The 25042-nt window shown below is 51.2% G+C and carries 19 protein-coding genes and 1 pseudogene; 5 read left to right on the top strand and 15 right to left on the bottom strand.

The genetic code is table 11. The features are described from left to right. The first annotated feature begins 1 nt into the window (after nucleotide 1). Nucleotides 2–325, top strand: coding sequence for a stress response translation initiation inhibitor YciH (gene yciH, locus R5268_RS09915; RefSeq protein WP_052927596.1), 324 nt, complete (start codon nucleotides 2–4; stop codon nucleotides 323–325). A gap of 58 nt (nucleotides 326–383) precedes the next feature. On the opposite strand, the gene R5268_RS09910 is transcribed toward yciH, so the two are convergent. The 8 genes from R5268_RS09910 to rsxA all read right to left on the bottom strand — a co-directional run bounded on the left by R5268_RS09910 (nucleotide 384) and on the right by rsxA (nucleotide 9223). Further along, nucleotides 384–2321: an exoribonuclease II gene (locus tag R5268_RS09910; RefSeq protein WP_046893418.1), complete on the bottom strand. Its 1938-nt coding sequence runs from the start codon at nucleotides 2319–2321 to the stop codon at nucleotides 384–386. A 101-nt stretch (nucleotides 2322–2422) separates the two neighbouring features. Continuing rightward, complete coding sequence (gene nth, locus R5268_RS09905; protein ID WP_046893417.1) at nucleotides 2423–3064, bottom strand: endonuclease III; 642 nt, start codon at nucleotides 3062–3064, stop codon at nucleotides 2423–2425. Nucleotides 3065–3128: 64 nt separating this feature from the next. Further along, nucleotides 3129–3833: an electron transport complex subunit E gene (locus R5268_RS09900; protein WP_046893416.1), complete on the bottom strand. Its 705-nt coding sequence runs from the start codon at nucleotides 3831–3833 to the stop codon at nucleotides 3129–3131. Continuing rightward, nucleotides 3833–4459, bottom strand: coding sequence for an electron transport complex subunit RsxG (gene rsxG, locus R5268_RS09895; protein ID WP_107680212.1), 627 nt, complete (start codon nucleotides 4457–4459; stop codon nucleotides 3833–3835). The genes R5268_RS09900 and rsxG overlap by 1 nt, the downstream gene beginning before the upstream one ends. Next, on the bottom strand, nucleotides 4456–5550 hold the full coding sequence (gene rsxD / locus R5268_RS09890; RefSeq protein WP_317419987.1) for an electron transport complex subunit RsxD: 1095 nt from the start codon (nucleotides 5548–5550) through the stop codon (nucleotides 4456–4458). Before rsxD ends, rsxG begins: the two co-directional genes overlap by 4 nt. A gap of 15 nt (nucleotides 5551–5565) precedes the next feature. Then, the gene (gene rsxC, locus R5268_RS09885) at nucleotides 5566–8025 is read right to left on the bottom strand and encodes an electron transport complex subunit RsxC (protein WP_317419988.1); all 2460 of its coding nucleotides are present in this window, start codon (nucleotides 8023–8025) and stop codon (nucleotides 5566–5568) included. Between the two features lie 5 nt (nucleotides 8026–8030). Next, a complete protein-coding gene (rsxB, locus tag R5268_RS09880; RefSeq protein WP_054425871.1) occupies nucleotides 8031–8642 on the bottom strand; it encodes an electron transport complex subunit RsxB in 612 nt (203 codons plus the stop codon). Next, nucleotides 8642–9223, bottom strand: coding sequence for an electron transport complex subunit RsxA (rsxA, locus tag R5268_RS09875; RefSeq protein ID WP_046893411.1), 582 nt, complete (start codon nucleotides 9221–9223; stop codon nucleotides 8642–8644). Before rsxA ends, rsxB begins: the two co-directional genes overlap by 1 nt. A 283-nt stretch (nucleotides 9224–9506) precedes the next feature. Between rsxA and R5268_RS09870 the strand changes: the two genes are divergently transcribed. From R5268_RS09870 to R5268_RS09860, 3 genes are read left to right on the top strand one after another with little or no spacing between them, the layout of a single operon-like run. Then, nucleotides 9507–10547, top strand: coding sequence for an oxidoreductase (locus R5268_RS09870; RefSeq protein ID WP_317419991.1), 1041 nt, complete (start codon nucleotides 9507–9509; stop codon nucleotides 10545–10547). A gap of 43 nt (nucleotides 10548–10590) precedes the next feature. Further along, nucleotides 10591–11580 (top strand): bile acid:sodium symporter family protein, encoded by a 990-nt coding sequence (locus tag R5268_RS09865; protein WP_046893409.1) that lies wholly within the window; start codon nucleotides 10591–10593, stop codon nucleotides 11578–11580. A gap of 2 nt (nucleotides 11581–11582) precedes the next feature. Further along, entirely contained in the window at nucleotides 11583–12725 is a 1143-nt protein-coding gene (locus tag R5268_RS09860) for a TPM domain-containing protein (protein WP_317419993.1), read from the top strand. A 2-nt stretch (nucleotides 12726–12727) separates the two neighbouring features. Here R5268_RS09860 and R5268_RS19445 read toward each other — a convergent pair. The 5 genes and pseudogenes from R5268_RS19445 to manA form a co-directional block, all read right to left on the bottom strand. Further along, a pseudogene (locus R5268_RS19445) lies at nucleotides 12728–12850 on the bottom strand (IS256 family transposase); the annotation flags it as partial. Between the two features lie 17 nt (nucleotides 12851–12867). Continuing rightward, nucleotides 12868–15672 (bottom strand): RHS repeat-associated core domain-containing protein, encoded by a 2805-nt coding sequence (locus R5268_RS09855; RefSeq protein WP_317419995.1) that lies wholly within the window; start codon nucleotides 15670–15672, stop codon nucleotides 12868–12870. A gap of 283 nt (nucleotides 15673–15955) precedes the next feature. Beyond that, nucleotides 15956–16963 carry an adenosine deaminase gene (gene add / locus R5268_RS09850; RefSeq protein WP_218454093.1) on the bottom strand — a complete coding sequence of 336 codons (1008 nt, stop codon included), beginning with the start codon at nucleotides 16961–16963 and terminating at the stop codon, nucleotides 15956–15958. Nucleotides 16964–17040: 77 nt separating this feature from the next. Continuing rightward, complete coding sequence (locus R5268_RS09845) at nucleotides 17041–18639, bottom strand: YdgA family protein (protein WP_218454092.1); 1599 nt, start codon at nucleotides 18637–18639, stop codon at nucleotides 17041–17043. Nucleotides 18640–18746: 107 nt separating this feature from the next. Next, the gene (gene manA, locus R5268_RS09840) at nucleotides 18747–19922 is read right to left on the bottom strand and encodes a mannose-6-phosphate isomerase (RefSeq protein WP_317419998.1); all 1176 of its coding nucleotides are present in this window, start codon (nucleotides 19920–19922) and stop codon (nucleotides 18747–18749) included. Between the two features lie 173 nt (nucleotides 19923–20095). Here manA and fumC point away from each other — a divergent pair, with 173 nt between their 5' ends. Further along, the gene (gene fumC, locus R5268_RS09835; RefSeq protein ID WP_107680268.1) at nucleotides 20096–21490 is read left to right on the top strand and encodes a class II fumarate hydratase; all 1395 of its coding nucleotides are present in this window, start codon (nucleotides 20096–20098) and stop codon (nucleotides 21488–21490) included. A 58-nt stretch (nucleotides 21491–21548) separates the two neighbouring features. Here fumC and tus read toward each other — a convergent pair whose 3' ends face one another. Further along, nucleotides 21549–22472, bottom strand: coding sequence for a DNA replication terminus site-binding protein (gene tus, locus R5268_RS09830; RefSeq protein ID WP_317420000.1), 924 nt, complete (start codon nucleotides 22470–22472; stop codon nucleotides 21549–21551). A gap of 1273 nt (nucleotides 22473–23745) precedes the next feature. After that, complete coding sequence (locus tag R5268_RS09825) at nucleotides 23746–24999, bottom strand: MFS transporter (protein ID WP_218454090.1); 1254 nt, start codon at nucleotides 24997–24999, stop codon at nucleotides 23746–23748. Nucleotides 25000–25042: the final 43 nt, after the last annotated feature.

Raw genomic sequence — 25042 nt, 5'->3', positions numbered from 1 at the left:
GATGGACAATAATTCACGCCTGGTCTATTCCACAGACAGTGGCCGTATTGACGAGCCGGAAGTGAAAGCGGAGCGCCCGAAAGGCGACGGTATTGTCCGTATTCAGCGGCAGACCAGCGGCCGCAAAGGCAAAGGTGTGTGTCTGATCACCGGTATTGATCTGGATGATGCGGCGCTGAGCAAACTGGCCGCCGATCTGAAAAAACGCTGCGGCTGCGGCGGTTCGCTGAAAGACGGTATCATTGAAATTCAGGGTGATAAACGCGATTTGCTGAAGCAACTGCTGGAAGATAAAGGCTTTAAAGTCAAACTGGCGGGTGGCTGATTAGTGAGCAGGGCGTCCGTTGCGGACGCCCTGTGTATTTAGTGACTCCGGTGCCGGATCAGAGCGGCCGGGCCAGAATACTGCGGGTTTCCATCTTCACTTCCTCTATTTTCACCGGAATGATGTCATTGAGGCGGTAACGGACTTCACCTTTAATCAGCACTGAGCCGGTTTCCTGGCTGCACTGAAGTTCATCTTTGACCGGATGGATAAAGGTACCCGGGATAAAGGCGACTGCGCCGTTATCTGTCAGGCGGACACGGACACCGCCGCGGGTGATATCAATGATCTCCGCCGGGAATGCGGTATCTGTACCGGCATACGGTTGCAGGTAGCGGGCATATAACCAGTCACCGACATCACGCTCTGCCATACGGTTGGCGCGGCGGCGTTCTGCCAGATGTTCGGCCAGATCCTCAGCCGGTTTCTCCGCAGACTGACCGGCGATAATGGCTTTCAGCAGGCGATGGTTAACAATATCACTGTATTTGCGGATAGGGGATGTCCAGGTGGCATAACCATTCAGTCCCAGGCCGAAGTGCGGGCCTTTCTCCATCCGGACTTCCGCAAAGGTCTGGAAGCGGCGGATACGGCTGTCGAGGAATTGCGTCGGCTGGTTATCAAGCTCACGGCGCAGACGGCAGAAACCATCCAGTGTCAGCAGTTCTTCCTCATTGAAATGAATGCCGTTTTCAGCGAGCAGGGCAACAGCCTGGCTGATTGTCAGCGGATCAAGCCCGGTGTGTACGTTATAGACACCAAAACCGAGTTTCTTATCCAGCACCTCTGCGGCACAGATATTGGCGGTGATCATCGCCTCTTCCACTATGCGGTTGGCACTGCGGCGCTGTTCAGCCACGATATCCGTCACCACACCGTTTTCATCAAGAATAAAGCGGTAATCAGGGCGGTCTTTAAAGACCAGTGCGTGGGTTTCACGCCAGTGATGGCGGCGCTGATACATATCCTGCAACAGGGAAATCTGACGGCGGATAGTCTCATCAGGAGTTACCCGGTCAGCCACACCTTCCAGCAGATCAGAGATATCGTCATAAGCCAGCTTGGCTTTGGATTCAACCCAGGCAGCGAAGAACACGGCATCATCCGCCAGAGAACCATCTTCGTTTATGGAGACCTGACACACCAGTGCCGGACGACGCACATGCGGATGCAGTGAACACAGGTCATCAGACAGATTGCGCGGCAGCATCGGGATATTAAAGCCCGGCAGATAGTTGGTGAAGGCGCGTTTACGGGCAATGGCATCCAATTCGCTGCCGGCCGGGATATAGCTGGTCGGGTCGGCAATGGCAATGGTCAGCTGAAGCTGATTGTTATCACCGGTGGTGATATAAAGCGCATCATCCATATCTTCAGTGGATGCACTGTCGATAGTCACGAAATCCAGATGAGTCAGATCAGTACGCGGCAGATTATCATCAGCCATGGCCACGTCAACCGGCTCCGGCTCTTTCAGTGCGTGCTGATGGCGGGTCAGGGTTACCCACCACGGCGCGTAATGGTCATCCGCATCAGTGATAAAGCCGGTGATTTCTGCATGGAAGCTGCGATCACCTTTCAGCGGGTGGCGGCGCATTTCCGCAACGGCCCAGTCGCCCTGACGGAATTCATGATCAACCCCTTTTGCCGGACGGCAGGGAATGGAATCTTTTAACAGCGGATGATCGGGAATTATCCAGAGACGGTCATCATTTTCTTTGCGCTGCACACGGCCGACAAATCTGTCCAGAAACGGGGTGACGAGGGCTTCCGGCTCTGCCACATCTTTATTATTCACGGTGTGAATAGCAGCAGTGATGCGATCGCCGTGCATGACTTTTTTCATCTGCGGCGGCGGAATAAAATAGGATTTTTGTCCGTCAACTTCCAGGAAACCGTAGCCTTTATCGGTACTTTTTACGATCCCTTCGACACGCAATGTTTTATCGTGGAGCTGTTGTTTTAGCTGAGCTAACAGCGGGTTATCTTGAAACATAGGTTCCCGTACTGGTTGGGTGAGCAAATTTATGGTTATTTTTACGCGAATTTACGCTGCCCGCAAGCACAGAGGGCAATTTCTGTTTAAAGTGCAGCAGATTAATCTTCCGGATACACTTTTTCGCTGAATTCACACAGATCTTCAATGATACATGAACCGCAGCGGGGTTTGCGGGCAATGCAGGTGTAACGCCCGTGCAGTATAAACCAGTGATGGCAGTCGACTTTAAATTCTGCCGGTACAACCCGCAATAATTTTTGTTCCACCTCATCCACGTTTTTGCCGGGGGCAAATTTTGTGCGGTTGCAGACACGGAAAATATGGGTATCAACAGCGATAGTCGGCCAGCCGAATGCAGTATTGAGTACCACATTGGCGGTTTTGCGTCCCACACCCGGCAGGGCTTCCAGCGCCGCTCTGTCTTCCGGCACTTCGCCGTTATGCAGTTCAACCAGCATCCGGCAGGTTTTTATCACATTCTCTGCTTTGGTATTAAATAACCCGATGGTTTTAATGTAGGTCTTCACCCCGTCAACACCGAGGTCCAGGATGGCCTGCGGCGTATTGGCAACGGCATACAGCGGGCGGGTGGCTTTATTGACGCTGACATCAGTTGCCTGGGCGGATAATAAGACGGAGATCAGTAATTCAAACGGAGAATCAAACAGCAGTTCAGTGGTGGGTTGCGGGTTGTTGTCCCGCAGGCGGGTCAGAATTTCAATACGTTTTTCTTTATTCATAACGACATTGGCTCATTGATGATAAAAGCAAACTCCCGGGAAAGGAGCCTGCTTTATTATACAGTTATTTGACCAGATGGCTTCCGCATCCTTTTTCTGTTTCGTATTGTGCGGCAGCGGGCGCATTTTTGCGCTTTTTCATTTTTTCATCAATAAGATACTTGCCCGCCAGCATTAAGCCAAGTCCGATAAACGCCCCCGGCGGCAGCATCGCCAGCAGGAACGGGGTATCGAGATGTAACACATCGACACGCAGGACTTTAGCCCAGTCGCCGAGCAGCAGATCAGCACCGTCAAACAGTGTCCCGTTACCGAGGATCTCGCGCATGGCGCCGAGCACAAACAGCGCGGCGGTGGCGCCGAGCCCCATCGCCAGTCCGTCAATGGCGGAAGGATATACGGCGTTTTTGGCGGCAAAGGCTTCGGCACGTCCAATCACAATACAGTTGGTCACAATCAGCGGGATAAAGATACCGAGTGACTGATATAAACCGAAAGCATAGGCGTTGATCAGCAATTGCACCGCAGTCACCACAGAGGCAATCAGCATCACATAGATAGGAATACGGATTTCTGACGGGATCCAGCGGCGCAGTGCGGAGACTGCCACGTTAGTGCAAATCAGCACCAGAGTGGTGGCCAGTCCGAGTCCCAGTGCGTTGGTGACGGTGGAAGAGACCGCCAGCAGCGGACACAATCCCAGTACCTGGACCAGTGCTGAGTTATTTTTCCATAATCCGTCAGCAAATAACCCTTTAATCTGACTCATTATTCAGCTCCGCATTGAGGTAAGGAATTCAGTTGCGGCGGCAGGGTCTGCATATAATCCGCCGTCACGCGGACTGCGTTGACAACCGCCCGTGGGGTAATGGTGGCACCGGTAAACTGATCGATATCACCGCCGTCTTTTTTCACTGCCCAGTGCGGGTCTTTGGCGGATTCAACATGTCTGCCGCTCAGTGTGGTGATCCAGTCTGAAATCCGGGTATCAATTTTATCACCCAGCCCCGGTGTCTCTTTATGTTCCGTTACGCGGGAGCCGAGCACCGTCCGGTTAAAATCCGCGGCAACCAGCAGCTGAATATTCCCCGAATAGCCGTCAGGCGCGGTGGATTCGAGAACAGCGGCAACCGGTGTTCCGTCTTTACGGGCAATATACAGCCGGTGCGGCAGTTCATTGCCCAGTGCAGGGTCAGTAACCAGATAACACTCTGCAATCACATCATTATTATAAACCGATTCCGGCAGGATTTCGGCAAACAGCGCTTTTTGCTGTGCAGCGGCCTGCTTATCAATTTCCGGTTTTGTCAGCGTATAAACAAATCCGCTCAGTCCGGTGGTTCCGGCGGCAAACAGGGCGAGGATCAGCCCGTAACGGCGTAATGTGGCAATCATTTATTCCCCCGTTTGTGCCCGTAAACACGCGGTTGTGTGTAGGTATCGATCAGCGGTACCGTGATATTAGCCAGCAGGACGGCAAACGCCACGGCATCCGGATAACCGCCGTAAACGCGGATAATCCACAGCAGAAGGCCGATCAGTATCCCGTATATCAGGCGGCCGCGCGGCGTGGTGGAGGCGGTGACCGGGTCGGTGGCAATAAAGAATGCCCCGAGCATGGAAGCGCCGGAAAACAGCTGAATCACCGGAGAGCTGAAGTGTGATGAATCAATCAGATAGCCGATAGCAGACAAAACGGCCAGCGTGCCCAGCATCGATACCGGGATTTGCCATGCAATCACGTTGCGGTTGAGCAGAATACAGCCGCCGATCAGATAGCCGATATTCACCCATTGCCAGCCGATACCGGCAACAGAGCCCTGTAAAACAGGCTGTGTCAGAATATCGGACATCTCACGGGTCAGCAGTCCGGTTTTGAAACTGTCGAGCGGCGTCGCCTGGCTCATACCATCCGCGCCTGCACGTAACTGCTCCAGTGTCAGGCCGCCATCAGATAACCCGGTAAAAATCATATGCAGACTATCACTGACCGAAACCGGTGTGATTTGCAGGCTTTCCGGCGGCAGCCAGCTGGTCATCTGAACCGGGAAGGAGATCAGCAGTACCACATAACCGACCATCGCCGGGTTAAACGGGTTTTGCCCGAGACCGCCATACAGATGTTTGGCAATAATCACGGCAAAAAATGTACCGATAACAATCATCCACCAGGGCACGAGCGGCGGGATACTGACAGCCAGCAGCATGGCAGTGACCAGCGCGGAGTTATCTTTCAGATACGGCATCACCGGCTGATTGCGCAGGCGGATCGCGATACTTTCGGTTACCAGCGCTGTCGTCACTGCAATCAGAACCTGAATCAGTGTGCCGATCCCGAAGAACCAGAGCTGTGCGGCAATCCCCGGAATCATGGCTATCACCACCCACAGCATGATGGCGGAGGTGTTGTCATGGTTATGGGTAAACGGTGATCCCGCAATTTTCAGACGGTGCGGGGCGTTTGAGGAAACGGGCCTAAATTTCATGCTTATTTCGCTTCATTAATCAGTGGTTTCTTCAGAATGTTGTGCTGCCGCCTGCGCCGCTTTCTTCGCCTTGGCGCGGGCAATGGCCGCCGCGACAGCAGCTTTACGCGGATCGGTTTCTGTCTCCGCAGCCGGTTGTACGGTGTCTGCCGGTGCTTCCGCAGCCTGAGCGGCTTTTTTCGCTTTGGCGCGGGCAATAGCGGCGGCTACAGCGGCTTTACGTGGATCAGTTTCTGCTTCCGCTTCCGCTTCCGGTTGTGCGGTGTCCGCCGGTGCGTTTGCAGCCTGCGCGGCTTTCTTCGCTTTGGCGCGGGCAATGGCCGCCGCGACAGCGGCTTTACGCGGATCAGTTTCTGTCTCCGCAGCCGGTTGTGCGGTGTCTGCCGGTGCTTCCGCGGCCTGAGCGGCTTTCTTCGCTTTGGCGCGGGCGATAGCGGCGGCTACAGCGGCTTTGCGCGGATCGGTTTCCGTCTCCGCTGCCGGTTGTGCGGTGTCTGCCGGTGCGTCTGCGGCCTGAGCGGCTTTCTTCGCTTTGGCGCGGGCGATAGCGGCGGCTACAGCAGCTTTGCGCGGATCAGTTTCCGTTTCCGCAGCCGGTTGTGCGGTATCTGCCGGTGCGTCTGCGGCCTGAGCTGCTTTCTTCGCTTTGGCACGGGCAATGGCCGCTGCGACAGCGGCTTTACGCGGATCGGTTTCTGTCTCCATCGCCGATTGTACGGTGTCTGCCGGTGCATCTGCGGCCTGTGCCGCTTTCTTCGCTTTGGCGCGGGCGAGGGCAGCGGCTACAGCAGCTTTACGCGGATCGGTTTCCGTTTCCGCAGCCGGTTGTACAGTTTCTGCCTGAGCGGCTTTTTCTGCCTGACGAGCCCGTGCCTGTGCTTTGCGTGCTTCACGGGCGGCAATGGCAGCGCTGTTATCCGGCAATGCGGAAGGATTGACTGAGATTGTCATTCCCGCACTGCTGTCTTTGGCTTTTACGCGGGCAAGCGCGGCACTGATTGCTGCACTGTCTTTCTCATCCACCTGAACAGCCGCATTTTTGTGGCGGTTTTCACGGGCTTCTTTTTCCCGTGCCATTCGTGCCTGTTTGGCTTCAAAGCGGATTTTGGCATCGGCAGCGCGTTGTGCTTCTTCGCGGATCTCAATAATTTGGGCTTTTTCCTGCCGGTAATATTGTACCAGCGGGATATTGCTCGGGCAGACCCAGGCACAGGCTCCGCATTCGATGCAGTCAAACAGATGATGCTGCTCGGCTTTTTCGTGTTCGTTACCTTTACTGAACCAGTAGAGCTGCTGCGGCAGCAATCCTGCCGGACAGGCATCCACGCAGTGACTGCAACGGATGCAGGCTTCTTCCGGTGCAGCCGGTTCCATTTCGTTTGTGGTCGGCGCAAGAATGCAGTTCGTGATTTTTACCACCGGAACATCAAGATCCGGCAGTGTAAAGCCCATCAGCGGGCCGCCCATCACAACCATCTGTTCATGTTGCGGATGAAAACCGGCCTGTTGCAGCAGGAAACGGATCGGAGTCCCCAGACGGGTCCAGAAATTTCCCGGTGATTCGACGGCTTCTCCGGTTACCGTCACCACGCGCTGAATCAGCGGTTCGCCGTCAGTAATCGCGCGTTTGATGGCAACAACGGTTCCGACGTTCTGCATCAGTACGCCGATATCAGAGGAACGCCCGCCGGACGGCACTTCACGGCCGGTAAGGATTTTGGTCAGCTGTTTGGCACCGCCGGACGGGTATTTGGTCGGGATCACCCGCACAAAAATCTGTTTTTCCCCGTCAGTGACATCCCGCAGTGCGGCAATCGCCTCCGGTTTGTTATCTTCTATGCCGATAAGCACCTGTTCTGGTTCCAGAAGGTGCATCAGAATACGGATCCCGGTAAGAATTTCACCGGCATGCTCCTGCATCAGACGGTCATCAGCCGTAATATAGGGTTCACATTCAGCCGCATTGATAATCAGGGTGCGGATAAGATCACCACCGCCTTTCAGTTTATTTGCGGTCGGAAAGCCTGCGCCGCCGAGACCGGCAATTCCGGCCTGATGAATGCGGTCAGTCAGCTCTGTTTTGGTGAGCGATGTGAAATCCGTTGTTTTTTCTGCCGGATACGGGGTATCCAGCCCGTCAGTCCGGATACGGACACACGGCGCGGTCAGTCCGGACGGATGCGCGGTTACGCAAGGCTCCACGGCTGTAACGGTGCCGGAAGATGAGGCATGAACCGGCAGGCTGCGGCCGGTTCCGCGTGTCAGCGGCTGACCTTTCAGAACATGGTCGCCGGGGCTGACCAGCACATCGCCTTCGTTGCCGATATGCTGTTGTAACGGAATGATAAGTTCTTCCGGTACCGGACATACCCGCATCGGTGTCCGGGAGGACTGTAATTTCATTTCCGGCGGATGAATGCCGCCGTCAAAATCCCATACCCGGTCTTTTTTCAGAAAGTTGAGCAAATTGAACATAAAACTTACGACGCCTCAATCTGAACGGGTTTGACAGGTGTACCGGTGGTATCCGCCGGAATATTTCTGACCGGAATCGTGTTTAAGTCCCACTTCCAGTTACGCGGGGTGACCGCAACCGGGATCATCTCGATGCAATCTGTCGGGCAGGGCGCGACACATAAGTCACAGCCGGTGCAGAGGTTTTCAACCACGGTGTGCATCGCGCGGGTGGCACCGATAATGGCATCCACCGGACACGCCTGAATACATTTGGTGCAGCCGATGCACTGGTCTTCATGAATAAAGGCCACCTTACGTACCGGATTAAGCACAGCGTCGTCGTCGCCGTCGAGTGGTTGCGGGTCCACACCCAGCATATCCGCCAGTTTCAGCATCACCTGTTCGCCGCCGGGAGCACAGCGGTTTATTGCGCCGCCATTGGCAACGGACTCCGCATAAGGACGGCAGCCGGGGAAACCACACTGCCCGCACTGACTCTGCGGCAGAATGTCATCAATTTTATCCACAATGGGATCTTCCTCCACTTTAAAGCGGCGGGAGGCATAACCCAGTATCAGGCCAAATGCCAGACCCAGCAGACTGAGTACGGCAACGGCAATCCAAATCATTGTCATCAGAATTTCACCAGACCACTAAAGCCCATAAAGGCCAGAGACATCAGACCGGCAGTGACCAGCCCGATAGACGCCCCGCGGAAAGGCGCAGGCACATCAGCCGTTGCCAGACGTTCGCGGATAGCGGCGAACAGCACCATCACCAGAGAGAAACCGGCTGCCGCACCAAAGCCGTAAACGGCGGATTGCAGAAAATTATGGGACAGGTTGATGTTCAGCAGTGCCACGCCGAGTACGGCACAGTTGGTGGTGATCAGCGGCAGGAATATCCCGAGCAGGCGGTAGAGCGCCGGGCTGGTTTTACGCACCACCATTTCGGTGAACTGCACCACCACAGCGATCACCAGAATAAAGCTCAGTGTGCGCAGATAGAGAATATCCAGCGGGATAAGGATAAAGGTATCCATCAGCCACGAGCAGACCGAGGCGAGCGTCATCACAAATGTGGTCGCAAACCCCATGCCAATCGCGGTTTCCAGTTTTTTGGACACCCCCATAAAGGGGCATAATCCTAAGAATTTGACGAGTACGAAGTTATTAACCAGCACCGTCCCGACAAAAAGTAATAAGTAGTCAGCCATTGCAATGCCCAAAGCGAGTCATTCAAAACATTCAAATAAACAGATAAAAACCCGGGTTCCCCGGTAAGCGGGGTGAATAATAGCAATCCCCGGGCATCCGGGGTTATCGGGATTGTGTGAAAGGGCGGATAACTGTGTGTATCAGAATGAAAAAGCGGCAAAACTGATGAAAACCGGGCGCATTATTTGCGTCACGGAATCAGTTAGTGGTACTTTTCAGGAGGATGACAAATTCTGAAAGCATGTTTTTATCCGTTAACATGACAATCCCCCGGAGGGAGTGATGACGAAAATACTGAAAGTGGGCCTGATCGGATACGGTTTTGCCGGAAAAACATTCCATGCGCCGTTTATTGTGAATAATGCCAACATGGAACTGGCTAAAGTCGCGAGCAGTGATGCCGCAAAAGTACATGCGGATTACCCGGATGTGCAGGTTGTCGCCACTCCGGAAGATATTTTTACTGATCCGGCGATTGATCTCGTCGTGATCCCGACGCCGAACGACACACATTTTCCGCTGGCCCGGATGGCACTGGCGGCCGGTAAGCACGTTGTGGTGGATAAACCGTTTACCCTGACCTCCGAAGAGGCGTTTGCCCTGGCAAAACAGGCAGATGATGCCGGTCTGATTTTGTCCGTCTATCATAACCGCCGTTTTGACTCCGGTTATCTGACACTGAAATCCCTGTTTGAAAGTAAAAAACTCGGGGATATCAAATATTTTGAAGTCCATTTTGACCGCTACCGCCCGCAGCCGCAAAAACGCTGGCGTGAAGCGGCTGCATTGGGTAGTGGTATCTGGTATGACCTGGGGTCACATCTGATTGATCAGGCACTGCAATTTTTCGGCAAACCGGAAGCGATCACCGCCGATCTGGGTATGATCCGGCCGGGTTCTGAAGCAGTGGATTATTTCCATGCGCAACTGCACTATCCGGATGTAAAAGTGATACTGCATGCCACCACTGTCGCGGCAGCGGAATCTCCGGTGTATATCGTTCACGGTATGAAAGGCAGCTACGTGAAGTACGGGCTTGATCCGCAGGAAAATGCGCTGAAAGCAGGGCAGATGCCGGTCGGTGTGAACTGGGGTCATGACGATCGTGACGGGGAACTGAGCTTATCACCGGATGGTATTGAAGTGATCACGGAAAGTTACCCGAACAAAGCCGGTCACTACGGCCGTTATTACGCAGAAGTGGCAGAGGCAATTATCAATAATGGCCCGAACCCGGTTACCGCTCATGAAGGCGCGGAAATTATCCGTATTATTGAGGCCGGTATGGAATCACATAAGACCGGACGGACTGTGACACTGTAACAAATAATCATTTAACTTTAATGCAGATAAAAGTGAATAACGCATGACAAACTGGTGGCAGAAACTGCGGTTAGATCCGTTCCTGGTCATAATGATCACGGTTGTTATTTTGGCGTCACTCTTTCCGGCTACCGGTAATGTGGCAACCGGATTCCGCTATCTGACCACCGCTGCGATTGCGTTACTGTTCTTCTTCCACGGCGCCAAACTTTCGCGGGAAGCGATTGTGACGGGGATGGGGCACTGGCGTCTGCATCTGATGGTATTTTCCAGTACTTTTATCCTCTTTCCGCTGCTGGGGCTGGGTTTGCAGTTTCTGGTACCGGAGTGGATGTCACCAACCATTTACATGGGTTTCTTATATTTATGTGCCTTACCGGCAACAGTACAATCCGCCATTGCCTTTACGTCTGTTGCGGGTGGTAATGTCGCTGCGGCGATTTGCAGTGCATCCGCCTCCAGTATTCTCGGCGTTTTCTTATCACCGGTGATTATCGGTTTTATGATGGAAACACAAGGCGCGCATGATCTCGATACACTGGGTGCTATCCGTTCTATTCTGCTGCAGCTGATGCTGCCGTTTGTGGTCGGGCATCTCTCCCGTCCGCTGATCGGTAAGTGGGTGGATCGCAACAAAAAAATTATCAATAAAACAGACCGGACCTCTATTCTGCTGGTGGTGTATGTCGCTTTCAGTGAAGCTGTGGCCGAGGGGATCTGGCAGCAGATCGACGCAATGTCTATTTTGCAGATTGCGGTGGTGTCGTGCGGGCTGCTGGCGATTGTGCTGGTGATCAACGTGTACGGCGCCCGGGCACTGGGCTTTAATAAGGCCGATGAAATCACGATTGTGTTCTGCGGCTCTAAGAAAAGCCTGGCAAATGGTGTGCCGATGGCAAACGTGATGTTCCCGCCTGCGGTAGTCGGTATTCTGGTACTGCCGCTGATGCTGTTTCATCAGATTCAGCTGATGGTGTGCGCGGTGATGGCGGCGCGCTATGCGCGGCAGGGGAAAGAACATTCACAGGAGTAATTATGAACAGGGTTATGGCAGGATGCCTTGTACTTCTTTTCATCAGTTTCTTTGCCCGTGCAGATATGCAGCCGCTGCCGGAACTGAAACGGGAACGGGTTATTGACAGCGCCGGTCTTCTGACCCGCCCGCAATTCGCACAGCTTAACCGGCAGCTCACGGAGTACGAACTGAGCCGCAATGACGGCAGTCAGTTCGTGGTGTTTATTGTGCCGTCAACCGGCGGGGAAAGTATTGAGACCTTTGCGCACAGTGCATTCAATACCTGGAAAATCGGCCGCAAAGGTCAGAATAACGGGCTGTTGCTGGTTGTGGCTGTTAATGACCGTAATCTGCGCTTTGAAATCGGTTACGGTCTGGAAGGTATTCTGCCGGATGTCTCCGCAGGCCGTATTATCCGTCACCGCATCACCCCTGAATTTAAAAATGGCTATTATTTTACGGGGATTGAAGCAGGTGTGACCGATGCCATTGATATTATCAGCGGAAATGAACCGGGATATATCACATCAGAGACATCCGGAACAGAGCCATTAAAACTCAAACGACTGACGATTATTTATATTCTGACCTTTATTACGGTGTATCTCTGGTCATTATTTATTGGTTCTCCCCGCCGTAAGAAAAGGATAGAAAAGCAGGTTCTTAAAGATATTGAATATCTGAGAGAGGAAGACGCGAAATCCAAAAGCAAGAAGAAACGTCAGCCCGGGCGGGCAATACACCTTACTCAGAAACGCCTGACAGCATTTTTGCAGTATAAATATATTTATCCGGCGCCGCTCGGCCATACAGTGAGCGTGTTATTTTATTCCGTTCTGATTTTTATAATGACACGGGTTCTGGCAGACGGAGATCCTGATCCGGACGCATTATTTATCAGTATCATGATCCTCGTTTTTCTTAATGTATTTGGCTCACTGTTTCTGTGTTTTCTGTTATATGCATTAATTCCGGGATACCGTATTCAGGAAGCGGAAATGCGGAAATTAACCGGTGTTATGGCCGGGGCAGGAGGCGGATACTCATCCGGTTCTGACAGTGGCAGTTACAGCAGCAGCTCCGGCGGCAGTTCAGGAAGCAGCGGATCTTCCGGTGGCGGAGGTGGCAGCAGCGGCGGCGGCGGTGCTTCAGGGAGTTGGTGACGGAAAATACCGGGCGGCTCTTTCTGACCGCCCGGTATAAAGAAAACAGCCTTGTTTATCACACTGCCATCCTGGCGGGTTTTAACGACAATACAGTCTGTATAAACACTATGATAGCCTGTATCGTGTTAATCAATGACACTCACCTCCAGCGCGGACTCGTGATAAGAGACGGCGAACCGGGTTTGAACTTTTTTTTCTGCCCGGCAAAATGACGATAGAAATCAGCATTTTTTGCAGTATAAGCAAGATAACGGGTTGCTGTTGTAAAAGAGTCTGCATTTCTCACCGCGTCCAGACTTCCCCGGGCACGCCGTTGTTTGATCGTTTCTTCAGGCTCTCCTCTGCCGGCCTGTAGTTTTTCTGGTTCAAGAAGGGCGAGCATAGCATTTAAATCATGATATCCCTCATGTTGCATCACCCCGATATACGCGTTATCATCCGTGCCCAGGCGGAGGTGAGACATTTCATGAATCAAAATATGCGCTAAATGATCAACACCCAGTGATTCATTTTTTTTGACTTTATCCAGTACGTGAGTATAAGCATTTATGTGAATTTTTCCCTCGTGCTGAAATGCCGTTATATCGGCTTCGGCTGCCACTGTCTCTGATTTCTCTCCGGATTCGGTTATCTTCTGCGGTGAATACCGGACATTTTTTCTCGCATCCAGTTTGTTTATTCCCTCTGACACATTTTTTATTTGTGTTTTCCATAGACCCAGTTTTTCTGCTTCCATATGCTGCCCGAAAAATGTCTTATAGATATCTAACGCAACGTCATTATTGGATGCGTTATTCAAAAATTTCTCAGCAGCAGATAATTGTTCCGCCGCTAAAGATTTAGCTGCTTTAATATGGGGTCTGCCGAGCGTCTGCTGAGATTTGCCCTCACTGGGTGCCAGTCCGTTGGTATCAAAAAATCGCAGAGGATTATTCCGTACCATTCTGAACAGATTCAGTCCGTCCATTATTCCTGCAGGGTCCGCACTCAGCCATCTTCCGGCCCACGGCTGGTAGTACCGGTAACCATAGTAGTACAGTCCGGTGGCATCCCGCTCCCTGCCTGAGTAGCGCACGGTTTTGTACTCCGCTTCCGCGACGCTGCGGGCAGTCCACACGGCGGTGCCGCCGTACGGGTAGTACTCCTCCATACTGATAATATTTCCCTCACCATCCAGCTCCAGACCGCTGCTGCCGATCAGGTTATCGTAGCTCCAGCGCATCTGGTCATCGCCATTCTCCCGGTGCAGAAGGCGTATCTGCCCCGCGTCCCCCGCGATAATCACCTGCAGGCTCTCCGTTTGCGTATCGCCGGTTTTTGTTGTGCGCAGCTCCAGACCCGGCAGATATTGCACCCGTTGCGTCTGCATACTGCCGCCGGTTTTCTGCCTGCTGACTTTCAGGATGCGCAGGCTGCCCGCATCATAGCGGTAGATTTCGCTGTCATCTGCTTTTCCGCTCCGCACGATCGGTGTCACCTTCAGCAGCTTGTTGCGTGGTGTCCAGGTCAGGCTCTGTCCCGGTTGCAGTTGTTTCTGCTGACCGCCTGTGGTGAACAGTGCATCCACGGCTGCCGGATTTTCCGTCAGCGTGCTCAGTACGCCCCGGTTGCTTCGGTTGCTTATGGTGATTTTTGTTGTGTAGTTATTGTTTGTCGCCGGTGCGCGGTGGCTTATCTGCGTCAGGTTGCCGGCTGTATCGTAGGTATACCTGCGGGTATAGTTCGTGTATGCGCTGCTGTCTGCGGGAAGGGGAACGGTCAGAGGCGGTAATCCGCTGCCCTGCTGACCGGCATTTGCCATTTCACGTCCGGTGGCGCTGATCAGCTGGTACAGGCTGTCGTAGGTGTATGTGTTTTCCGGCACCACTTTCTGATTGCGCCAGAAACGGGTCTCTTCGGCATCATTGGTTACCTTCAGAACGTTCCCCACTGGGTCATATTCATAGCGCAGATCCTGCAGTATCTTCAGTCCGGCGGCATGTCCGGCCGGGCGTTCCGTTTTAATGCCGCTCAGACGTTGCGTTTCCGGTTCGTATGAGTACGTGGTTATCACACCGTTGCCGTGCTCTTCACGCAGTTTCTGTCCGGCTGCCGAGTACGTCAGGGAAGCCACGATAACCTGCTCAGAACCTCCTTTCTGCGTCAGCCAGCTGCCTGACAGAAGGCCTGCCACATCGTACGCCATACGCTGCATATTGCCTTGTGCATCGGTGGTGGTCAGTATGGAGCCGGTGGTGTCCGCAGTGCTCAGGGTGACCCGTGCGTCATTGTCCAGCAGGCTGTTCCAGACCGGTACATTTTGTCCCTGCCAGTCAGCCACCGTGTCAGAGTTATCCGCATTCTTCAGCAGCCGCCGGGTGACGGAGAGTGGCACGCCGGTCAGAGCAATGCTGCTTGTCTGCTCCAGTCCGGCGGTATCGTAGTGACTGACAAGCTGACCGGCGAGATTCAGAGCTTTCTCTGCATCCGTATTACCGGCATAGACGAAACGCTCCGTGATACGGGCGGCTCCACCGTTGGTCTGCTCTGTAATACTTAACGGACGTCCGGCCAGGGATGTATCCTCATACTGCCAGGTTCGGGTTACGGCCTGACGCCGGTCATCAGTACCGTTGTCTGCGGTACCGATGTTATTGACCGTAATAAAGGGGCGTCCGGCAACGTCGTTAAGGCTGACGGTGATACCGTTGTCTGCCCCCTGTGAACGCAGGACGCCTCCGCGCAGATCTGTCCGGTAAGTAAAGTTCGCCAGTCCGGCCTCCGCCAGGCGCGGGTCGGCGCTCTGCGTCAGGAAGCCCCGGGCATCGTACTGATGGCGGGTGATGCGCTCTGTAGTGACGTCCGGCGACTCAGGGTGGCGATGGTACGCGATGTTGAGAATGGTCAGACCACGGTTGTTGAGAACCGTGACCGCCGGGGTTTTACTGAACAGTGATGTGTTCATTATATTCTCCTGTTTAGATTAGGCAGCCGTTCAGGCTGCAAAGAAAAGTATACAGCAATCAGGGGAAAGTGTGGGAAAACTGCGGGTGTGCAGATTTTATTTTCAGTTATTGCGAGCCGGGTGGGATAAACACGGGTTCGTTATCACTTAATGTGAGCCGGAAATGGTGCTGATTTGCGGGGGGGCGATTGCGGGCTGCTGCATATACCTGTATTAACCCGAAATCCCCCAGGGTAAATATCCGGCTTCCGGGGGATTTATAAGTTGTCTGGCAGGCAGGCGCTTAATAACTGCGTTTAGCTGCCATATCTCTCAGTGACGCTTTTTCTTCCGCGGATAAAAAGGCAATTTCCAGTCCGTTGATTTGCGCCTGTTCAATTTCCGCACGGGTCAGACCGGCAGCCGGTGCGGCAACATTGTATTCATGGGCAATCTCAATACCTTCAACCGCCGGGTCATCCGTGTTAATGGTGGCGGCAATGCCATGTGCCAGGAATAGTTTCAGCGGATGAGCGGCCAGTGACGGTACTGTACTGGTCTGAATATTGGACGTCAGGCAGGATTCCATGCCGATGCGGTGCTCTGCCAGATAATCCATCAGTGCCGGGTCTTCAATCGCCATCACGCCGTGGCCGATACGCTGTGCACCCAGGTCGCGGATCGCCTGCCAGATACTGGCGGCACCGGCAGCTTCCCCTGCATGTGCGGTGATAGCCCAGTTTACATCGCGGGCCTTGCGGAAGTGATCGGTAAATAAATCGCCGGGATAACCGGATTCGTCACCGGCAATATCCAGTGCCACAATCCGCTCATGATGAGCGAGCAGGGCATTCAGTTCTTCATGACAGGCATCAGTACCGAATGTCCGGCTCAGAATACCAATCATATTAATCCGCACCGGATTGTTACGGACTTCAGATGCCACCCCATCCAGAACAGCTTCCACCACGCCTTCAACAGGCAGGTTGTGTTTCATTGCCATATAGTAAGGAGAAAAGCGCAATTCAGCATAATCCAGCCCGGCACTGACAGCATCCTGTACGTTTTCTGCGGCTACACGGCGGCAGGCGTCCAGGTCAGCCAGTACGGAAACGCCCCAGTCCAGTTTACTCAGAAACTGCACCAGGTCAGGTTCATTGCTCATTACCTGCACATGCGGGCGCAGTGCTTCAGTCTCATATGCGGGCAGCGGGAGATTGTGCTGACGGGCCAGATCCAGAATAGTGGACAGGCGGATATTGCCGTCCAGATGGCGGTGCAGATCTGTCAGGGGGAGTGAACGGTTAATCATTGCGGAATTCCTCAGATGATAAAAAGCCAGTCTGACGACTGGCTTTTGTCTGATCAACAGATAATAACAGTGTGAAATTACTGTGCAGCAGGTGCCGCAGCAGCATCAGCAGCCGGTTCTTCACCGATAGTCACTTCTTCTGTGACATCACCGTTAGGATCTATTTCAATAGCTTCTTCCTCATAACCTTCGTCGTCACCGCTGTTATCGCTCAGTGCGCCGTACTGGTCATATTTTTCCAGGAATTCAGCAACGGTGTATTTCTTACCGTTGAAATCGATATTGTTGTTGCTGTATTTCAGATCCATGGTGATCGCTTTATCAGTGACTTTCACGATTTCCATCATGGCGCCCATGCTGGCCATCTGAGCAACACCCTGTTCACCCTGTTCTTTGGCTTCTTTGGCGCCCATGCCCTGAGACTGCATCGCAACACCAACGAAATCAGTCAGCATTGATTTGGACAGATCCATATTGAAACCGAACTCTTTCACCAGAACCGGCAGGGCTTTTTCAAAGCTTGATGCCTTTTCCAGTGCTTTAAAGCTATCGGCATTCAGTGCATTAAAGGTCACGTTCAGATTGACTTTTGACTCACCGCCGCTGTTTTTCCAGCTCAGAGGTGCGATAGCGAAAGACGGGCTGTATTTGAACAGACCCAGCGCATTGGATTTCATTTTTTCATCCAGTGCTGCCATTTTTTCTTCATCGAAATCTTCGGTGTACATTGATTCAGACATCTTGGTGTACTCTTCGAGAGATGCCATCAGCGTATTTGCGGAAGTTGCATCCAGATCTTTCAGAGAACCTTTCAGGCTGATAGCGCCGAGGTCGATATCACGGTAGCTCAGTGAACCGAGGCTGTAATCAACATCTGCAGTCAGTTTGTTATCTTTGCTGCCGGATGTGCCGCTCATTTTCAGGTCTTTCAGAGAAACGGTGTCGCTGTAATTAACAACCGCTAACTCTTTCAGGCTCAGATTCTGGTCACCCAGGTAGAAATAGCTGTCACCGGATTTGGACACATCGCTGTCGAAAGACAGGCCTTTCAGAACCATGCTTTCGCGCTCACCTTTACGGTAAGTCAGTTCATCGCTGCTGCCTTTGCCTTTAACGTTTTTGAATTCTTTATCGAATTTAACGTTCAGATCAGCACCGGAGAATGCGAGCTCTTCACCGTCTTTCTTATAGTTGATTTTGCTGACAGCAAGATCAATGTCGAAACTCTGGTCGTAGCTGACACGGGTATCGGTGACAACAGGGGATTTACCACCGGTGATGTCGAAGGCCGGCTTGGTGACGTCATTGTTTTCCAGCTCAGTATGGATTGCCGCCATATTTGGCGAGAACACCATACTCTTCAGCTGAGATAACGGGAAAGGACCGTGATCGATAGTATTCAGAAGAACAACTTCTTCACCGGCACCTGAGGTATCACCGCTTTTTTTCGTTTCTTTGAGGATCAGTTTGACATCTGAGCTGAAAATACCGCGTGAAAAATCTTTAGCGGTCAGCGTAACAGGGATATCCGGGTACTTATCCTTAATTAATTGATTCGCTTTGGCGATATAAGCATCAAGGTTTGCTTCAATTTTCTTACCTGTCTGCCATGAAGCCACACCCCATGCGGCGCCTAATGCGACAATAACGCCAACAGCAACTAACGACTTTTTCATAGAGAAATCCATCCTTTATATGCGATTTATTTTGCAGGTTTTCGCACAGTATCAAAATTAACGGACAGTTAACCAGCTGACTGCCCGGAGAAAATTAGAGAAGTTACTTACACGGCATTATAAACGCGGGCAATGATTCCTTCACCATCTATTTTAAACTTTCTTTCTATAGCAGAAAGAAAAACAGATTCACCTGAGATAACTCTTAATTGTTCTGTTTCCGTAGTGATAACCGCTTGACCTTCCACACAAAAAAGAATATTAGCACTGTTGTTCTCAATATTCATTTCCTGATTACACATTTTCATGATTGAAAAAGAAAAGTCATCAACAGGGATCGGGAAAATTTCTGTGTTGTTAATATGTTCCGGCTGCATAAATAAACTTTTTGCGTGTTTCGGTACAAAATCAAGATTATTCAGCAATTCACCGACATCAATATGTTTTTGTGTCAGTCCGGCGCGTAACACATTATCCGAGTTAGCCATCACCTCCAGCGCGGTTCCTTCCAGATAAGCATGCGGTGTGCGGGCATACAGGAACATCGCTTCGCCGGGCTTCAGCTCAACAACATTGAGCAGCAGGGGGGTGAAAAGACCATTATCGTCAGAATAAAATTCTGTCATCTTACGGATGGTATCCCACGGTTCACCGCGGCGGCTGTTCAGTGCGGATTTCAGTACGCCGATTGCCCGTTCTTTGGTTTCTCCGCTCATAGAGAGCAGGCGGGTAAATAAAGCAGACAGTTGTTCCTCTGACGGCGAGGCAATAAAGCGCTCAATAGCCGGATGTGCCGGGGCGACTTCACTGAGCAGTTCTGCCATTTCCGTCAGCGGACGAAAAGCATTCATCGCACGGAACGGGGTGAGGGCATAAACCAGCTCAGGCTTATGGTTATCATCCTTATAATTGCGGACTGGCGAATCCAGTGCGATTCCGGCCTCGTTCTCACGGGCAAACCCGGCTTCTGCGGCGGCTTTGTCCGGATGAACCTGTACCGACAGCGGTTGAGCGGCACTCAGCACTTTAAACAGAAACGGCAGCCGGTGAAAACGGCGGTTAATTTCGGTTCCCAGTGCTGACTGCGGATCACCGGCAATAAAATCATATAAAGAGCAGGTGTTGCCGCGGGTGTCAGTCACTACCGAACTGGCTTTCGGATGTGCGCCCATCCACAATTCTGCCATCGGCTGCTTGTCAGGGTTCGGGTAGCCGTACATTTCTGTCATCGCGGTATGGCTTCCCCAGTCATAAAATTGCACCTGATTCTGCATTTTTAACATAGCAACGCTCTCTTTTTAAACAGTTAACAATAAGGTAGTAACAATAAAGCAATAACTCCGCCCGGATCGCATAATCGGAAATGAAAGTGTGGCAAGATATGCCCGTTTTCAGAGTCTATCTGTAACTTTCGGGATTTGAAATCCATTTTATTTTGTGTGCTAAGGAGAGACTAATGGCAGCCACGCGTATTGAAAAAGACTCAATGGGCCCTATCGATGTTCCTGCGGACAAATTGTGGGGCGCTCAGACTCAACGTTCTTTAGAGCATTTCCGTATTTCAGTTGAAAAAATGCCTGCGGATCTGATTGCTGCGCTGGCTATTACAAAAAAAGCAGCGGCGGCTGTCAACTGTGATCTGGGACTGCTGGCGAAAGAGCGGGCGGATGCAATTATTGCCGCCGCGGATGAAGTTCTTGCCGGTAAACACCCGGAAGAGTTTCCGCTGGCTATCTGGCAGACCGGCTCCGGCACACAAAGTAACATGAATATGAATGAGGTGCTGGCAAACCGTGCCAGTGAAATCCTCGGCGGGCAGCGCGGCGGTGAGCGTATCGTCCACCCGAATGATGATGTGAATAAAAGCCAGAGTTCTAACGACGTATTCCCGACAGCGATGCATGTTGCCGCAGTGATTGCGGTCAGCACACAGCTGATCCCTGAACTGAAATCTCTGCACCGTGTTCTGGCAGAAAAAGCGGAAGCCTACCGCGATATCGTTAAAATCGGCCGTACTCACTTGCAGGACGCCACACCGCTGACATTGGGTCAGGAAATTTCCGGCTGGGCAGCAATGCTGCAATATAACCTGAAACATCTGGAAAACAGCCTGCCGCATCTGAGCGAGCTGGCTCTCGGTGGTACCGCGGTCGGTACCGGCCTGAATACTCATCCGGAGTATGCTGTACGTGTGGCGAAAAAAATCGCTGAACTGTCCGGTCAGCCGTTTGTGACCGCACCGAATAAATTTGAGGCACTGGCCACCTGTGATGCGCTGGTTCATGCCCATGGTGCACTGAAAGGGCTGGCGGCCTCACTGATGAAGATCGCCAATGATGTCCGCTGGCTGGCATCCGGTCCGCGCTGCGGCATCGGTGAAATTGCTATTCCGGAAAACGAACCGGGCAGCTCTATCATGCCGGGTAAAGTGAATCCGACACAGTGTGAAGCGATGACGATGCTGTGCGCGCAGGTGATGGGGAATGATGTGGCGGTCAATATCGGCGGGGCATCCGGTAATTTTGAACTGAACGTATTCCGTCCGATGGTGATCCACAACTTCCTGCAATCTGTCCGTCTGCTGGCTGACGGTATGCGCAGCTTTAATGAGCACTGTGCGGTGGGTATCGAACCGAACCGTGAGCGGATCAGTCAGTTACTGAATGAATCACTGATGCTGGTAACGGCGCTGAATACCCATATCGGCTATGACAAAGCAGCCGAAATCGCGAAAAAAGCCCATAAAGAAGGTCTGACGCTGAAAGCATCCGCAATGAAGCTGGGTTATCTGACGGAAGCAGAATTTGATGCGTGGGTTCGTCCGGAAGAGATGGTCGGCAGCATGAAGTAATCCGTCGTTACGGGTAGTCCTTACATATAGCAGGAACGGAGCCATGACGGCTCCGTTCTTACATCACTTCCATATATAAATGCAGCCGTGGTATCACAGGAATTAATTTTTTTGCTTTCGGCCTGTGACGGATCTTAATATTTTCTGCATCATAATCCGGCAGAACGCCGGTGACCGGTTTTTCATCATTTTCATCACAAAATACAATCAGCGGAGATGCACAGGCATATTGCACCTGCTTTTGTGCTTCGCTGTACCAGACCCGTGCGATGGGTTGCACTTTTACCGGTCGTTTGATTTTCAGTACCGCATCTTCCGGTACCTGTTTTAATGCGGAAATCTCTTTTGCCAGATATACCTGCCGTTCTTCGCGTGTCAGAGACTGAATGGCGCGCGGATTCTGATATTGCTCCTCCAGCTGAGATAACAATGTGTTGCGATCGACCTTCTGAATAATATGCTTGTTGGCCCAGCCAAACCGGACAGAAGTGGGGGAGGTGACAGACTGGATTTGCCGGTAGGCATTCAGTGTAATTAATCCCTTTATCTGATTGTGTACGAACTCAAACCGCTGTGTTTTATCCACGCCGGATGTTTCTGTCACGATAGCAGCCAATAGTTTTTTCAGACGGTTCACGTCAGCAAGTTGTTGCTGTACCGCTTTCCGGTGTGAAGGAGAGAGTGTGATCAGCAGTACACCGGGCAAACGAATGGCGGATTTACTGCTGATTGTCTGGTCATTATCAAAAATAAATAAACGCTGATAGTGGGACAGTGCCAGAGAAACGGCATCCTCACCACTGACAGGAAGGACAGAAATGGTGTTGACGGTGTTATTTTCTTCGCCTTTCAGGATCTCCGGCAACTGATAAACTTCAGCGGTACGCGCAGAATCCAGCCGGATAGTTTTGCACAAGGTATTCAGAGCTGATTCCAGTTGATTAAAGCAGTCCGTAAGCGACATTCTTGCGTCATATCTCATATAGCACCATTTAGTTACAACATGCAAATGTGTTTATACCAGATTAGTTCAGCATTGTGCTTTGTACAAGCGAATTTTGTTTCGCATGGAAGAATGGAAGAATGGAAGAAAAGGGTATGATGGTCATGTTATTTGGTTGTTATCAAATATATTTAGCAACTCACAAAAACCTAAGAACCGGTGAAAATATCTGATCCTGCACTGCCGGGATGACAGGCTGCCGTAGTTGTTTACCACCGGTTATATTATCACCATTAACCCACAGAAACGTGGGTTAATGGTAAAACTCAGTGAGTATTTATATGAACAACCCTGTTTATTTGTACTGTATAAAATAAACGATGTTTGTTCATGATGGACAATAATATTGTCCGCTGTTATCACAGCATGTGGCAATAGGGTTTATCTTTAGGGCATGTATCATAAACATACTGAGCCGATTTGGGCTCCCAGACATCCGGTTTTGGCTCATCATTTTTAGGATTAGGGAAATAACTGTTAACCATTAATGAACTGCTTAAAATAAGTGTCAGCATAAATGTGCCTCATTATGTTATATGATTATTTAATTCCACCAGTCGGTGGAGCAATATTCAGGAGCAACGATATCGCAGGATTCAAATGATTCTGCAGAAGAAAGAAATAATGTACCTGTTAATAAAAGTGCAAGCATAATACTCTCTGTTCAGTTGTTATGGAGTGTAAAATCAGCCTTTATATTGAAGATGCGTTTCTTCGTCTCTTGGTTGTGGCAGAGGTGTAAGCTGTTTATAGCTGACAGTGGTCTTCTGCGGAGGCAGTGGAATTATCCATTCATGAGTTGGAGTGGGGGTTATCATCAGGGCAGAACTTAATATCATAGTCAGCATGTTAACCTCGTTTTTCTGTTGATGGAAAAAAGAATGTGTGGAGCACGTATAACTGTAGTCGTATGTGTAAGAGAATTAAATTAACCTGATGAGTTATTTTTAATTTAATATAAATGAAAAACTACGGAACTATTTATATGGATAATGTAAAATAAAGCAGCCACTTTTATGAAATAAAAGTGGCTGAAGAGTTTGAAATAATAAATTATGACAAGTTATCAATTTCTTTGGAGATACAACGTAATAATGGTGTTGCAGTACTTCTGAACAAGTTTAATTACAAAGTGAAGTATATTTAACCTTAAAACATAAATAGTATATGCTGAAAAATCAGAACATAAAATTAACCTGTTGAGGTATTTTATGTGACATAAAAATTAATTATCTGACTATATTTTTATGTATCATGAATGTGCATGTTTGTTCAGATACAGCGCAATCAGCACACCCGTTGCCAGCATAGCAGCGATAAACCAGCCGATGCCATTCCAGTGCCAGTAAGACCAGAAAACGCCTCCCAAAGTACCGGCAATACTGGAGCCGCCATAATAGGAAAACAGATAGAGGGATGATGCCTGTGCTCTGGCACGCCGTGCACGGCGTCCGACCCAGCTGCTGGTGACAGAATGAGCGGCAAAAAATCCGGTGGTCAGCACCAGCATACCGACAAGAACAGCCGTCAGTGAACTGCCGAGAGTGATGAGAATGCCGGCCAGCATCAGAGAAACCGCGCCAATCAGCACTTTTCCGTAACCGTATTTACGCGTCAGTGCACCGGCTTTAGAGGCACTGTAAGTTCCTGATAAATAGACGATGGATAGCATACCGACAACGGCCTGGCTGAAATAATACGGCGGTTCCATCAGCCGGTAACCGATATAATTAAACAGAGTAACAAAGCTGCCCATAATGATAAAACCAATGGCAAACAGCCATGGCAGCCCGTCATCCCGGCAGTGCAGGATCAGGTATTTCCACAGACTTTTCGGTTTTAGTGAACTGGCCCGGAAATGACGTGACGGTGGCAGTAACCGCCAGAATAAAAATGCGCCTATCAGGGAAAATGTACCCAGTACCAGAACGGCAATCCGCCAGCTGGCATAATCTGCAATCACCCCGGTGATCAGGCGTCCGCTCATGCCGCCGATAGAGTTTCCGCTGATATATAATCCCATGGAGAGGGCGACATAGCTGGGATGAATTTCCTCACTGAGATAGGTCATAGCCACGGCAGCAACGCCGCTGAGTGATAATCCGACAAGTGAACGGACAATCAGAATACCCGCCCAGCTGGTGGTGAAGGCACTGAGCAGTGTAAAAATGGCGGCGCAGGTCAGGGATATCACCATGACATTTTTACGGCCGACTGCATCCGACAGCGGGCCGGTGATCAGCAGTCCGACCGCCATAAATCCGGTGGCAAGTGACAACGATAAACTGGCCTGTGCAGGTGATACAGAAAAATCCTCTGACAATAACGGCAGGATCGGCTGTACAAAATAGAGCAGGGCAAATGTCGCCAGACCGACCATAAAAAAGGAAAGTGTGACACGCAGATACAGTTTGTCATCACGCTGGATATAGTGCTGTTTTGTCTGATTCTCCTGCACCGGTGAACTCATCCGGCTATCAGTTATCAGTTTATTCTCATCTGTCATACACTTATCTCAGCATCTTGTCATAAAACAAAGCATAAAAAGA

The sequence above is a fragment of the Morganella sp. BCCO 40_0007 genome (genome assembly GCF_032989665.1).
In the GTDB taxonomy this organism is placed as follows: Bacteria; Pseudomonadota; Gammaproteobacteria; order Enterobacterales; family Enterobacteriaceae; genus Morganella; species Morganella sibonii.
The sequence above is the reverse complement of the archived record's forward strand: the minus strand, read 5'-3'. Positions and strand labels throughout refer to the sequence as shown.

What these genes read in the sequence shown, in the direction of transcription:
- R5268_RS09825 (WP_218454090.1), bottom strand. Translation starts at nt 24,999, where the DNA reads ATGACAGATGAGAATAAACTGATAACTGATAGCCGGATGAGTTCACCG.
- R5268_RS09865 (WP_046893409.1), top strand. Translation starts at nt 10,591, where the DNA reads ATGACAAACTGGTGGCAGAAACTGCGGTTAGATCCGTTCCTGGTCATA.
- R5268_RS09860 (WP_317419993.1), top strand. Translation starts at nt 11,583, where the DNA reads ATGAACAGGGTTATGGCAGGATGCCTTGTACTTCTTTTCATCAGTTTC.
- rsxG (WP_107680212.1), bottom strand. Translation starts at nt 4,459, where the DNA reads ATGATTGCCACATTACGCCGTTACGGGCTGATCCTCGCCCTGTTTGCC.
- add (WP_218454093.1), bottom strand. Translation starts at nt 16,963, where the DNA reads ATGATTAACCGTTCACTCCCCCTGACAGATCTGCACCGCCATCTGGAC.
- yciH (WP_052927596.1), top strand. Translation starts at nt 2, where the DNA reads ATGGACAATAATTCACGCCTGGTCTATTCCACAGACAGTGGCCGTATT.
- fumC (WP_107680268.1), top strand. Translation starts at nt 20,096, where the DNA reads ATGGCAGCCACGCGTATTGAAAAAGACTCAATGGGCCCTATCGATGTT.
- R5268_RS09845 (WP_218454092.1), bottom strand. Translation starts at nt 18,639, where the DNA reads ATGAAAAAGTCGTTAGTTGCTGTTGGCGTTATTGTCGCATTAGGCGCC.
- R5268_RS09870 (WP_317419991.1), top strand. Translation starts at nt 9,507, where the DNA reads ATGACGAAAATACTGAAAGTGGGCCTGATCGGATACGGTTTTGCCGGA.
- R5268_RS09855 (WP_317419995.1), bottom strand. Translation starts at nt 15,672, where the DNA reads ATGAACACATCACTGTTCAGTAAAACCCCGGCGGTCACGGTTCTCAAC.
- rsxB (WP_054425871.1), bottom strand. Translation starts at nt 8,642, where the DNA reads ATGACAATGATTTGGATTGCCGTTGCCGTACTCAGTCTGCTGGGTCTG.
- manA (WP_317419998.1), bottom strand. Translation starts at nt 19,922, where the DNA reads ATGTTAAAAATGCAGAATCAGGTGCAATTTTATGACTGGGGAAGCCAT.
- rsxC (WP_317419988.1), bottom strand. Translation starts at nt 8,025, where the DNA reads ATGTTCAATTTGCTCAACTTTCTGAAAAAAGACCGGGTATGGGATTTT.
- nth (WP_046893417.1), bottom strand. Translation starts at nt 3,064, where the DNA reads ATGAATAAAGAAAAACGTATTGAAATTCTGACCCGCCTGCGGGACAAC.
- R5268_RS09900 (WP_046893416.1), bottom strand. Translation starts at nt 3,833, where the DNA reads ATGAGTCAGATTAAAGGGTTATTTGCTGACGGATTATGGAAAAATAAC.
- tus (WP_317420000.1), bottom strand. Translation starts at nt 22,472, where the DNA reads ATGAGATATGACGCAAGAATGTCGCTTACGGACTGCTTTAATCAACTG.
- rsxD (WP_317419987.1), bottom strand. Translation starts at nt 5,550, where the DNA reads ATGAAATTTAGGCCCGTTTCCTCAAACGCCCCGCACCGTCTGAAAATT.
- R5268_RS09910 (WP_046893418.1), bottom strand. Translation starts at nt 2,321, where the DNA reads ATGTTTCAAGATAACCCGCTGTTAGCTCAGCTAAAACAACAGCTCCAC.
- rsxA (WP_046893411.1), bottom strand. Translation starts at nt 9,223, where the DNA reads ATGGCTGACTACTTATTACTTTTTGTCGGGACGGTGCTGGTTAATAAC.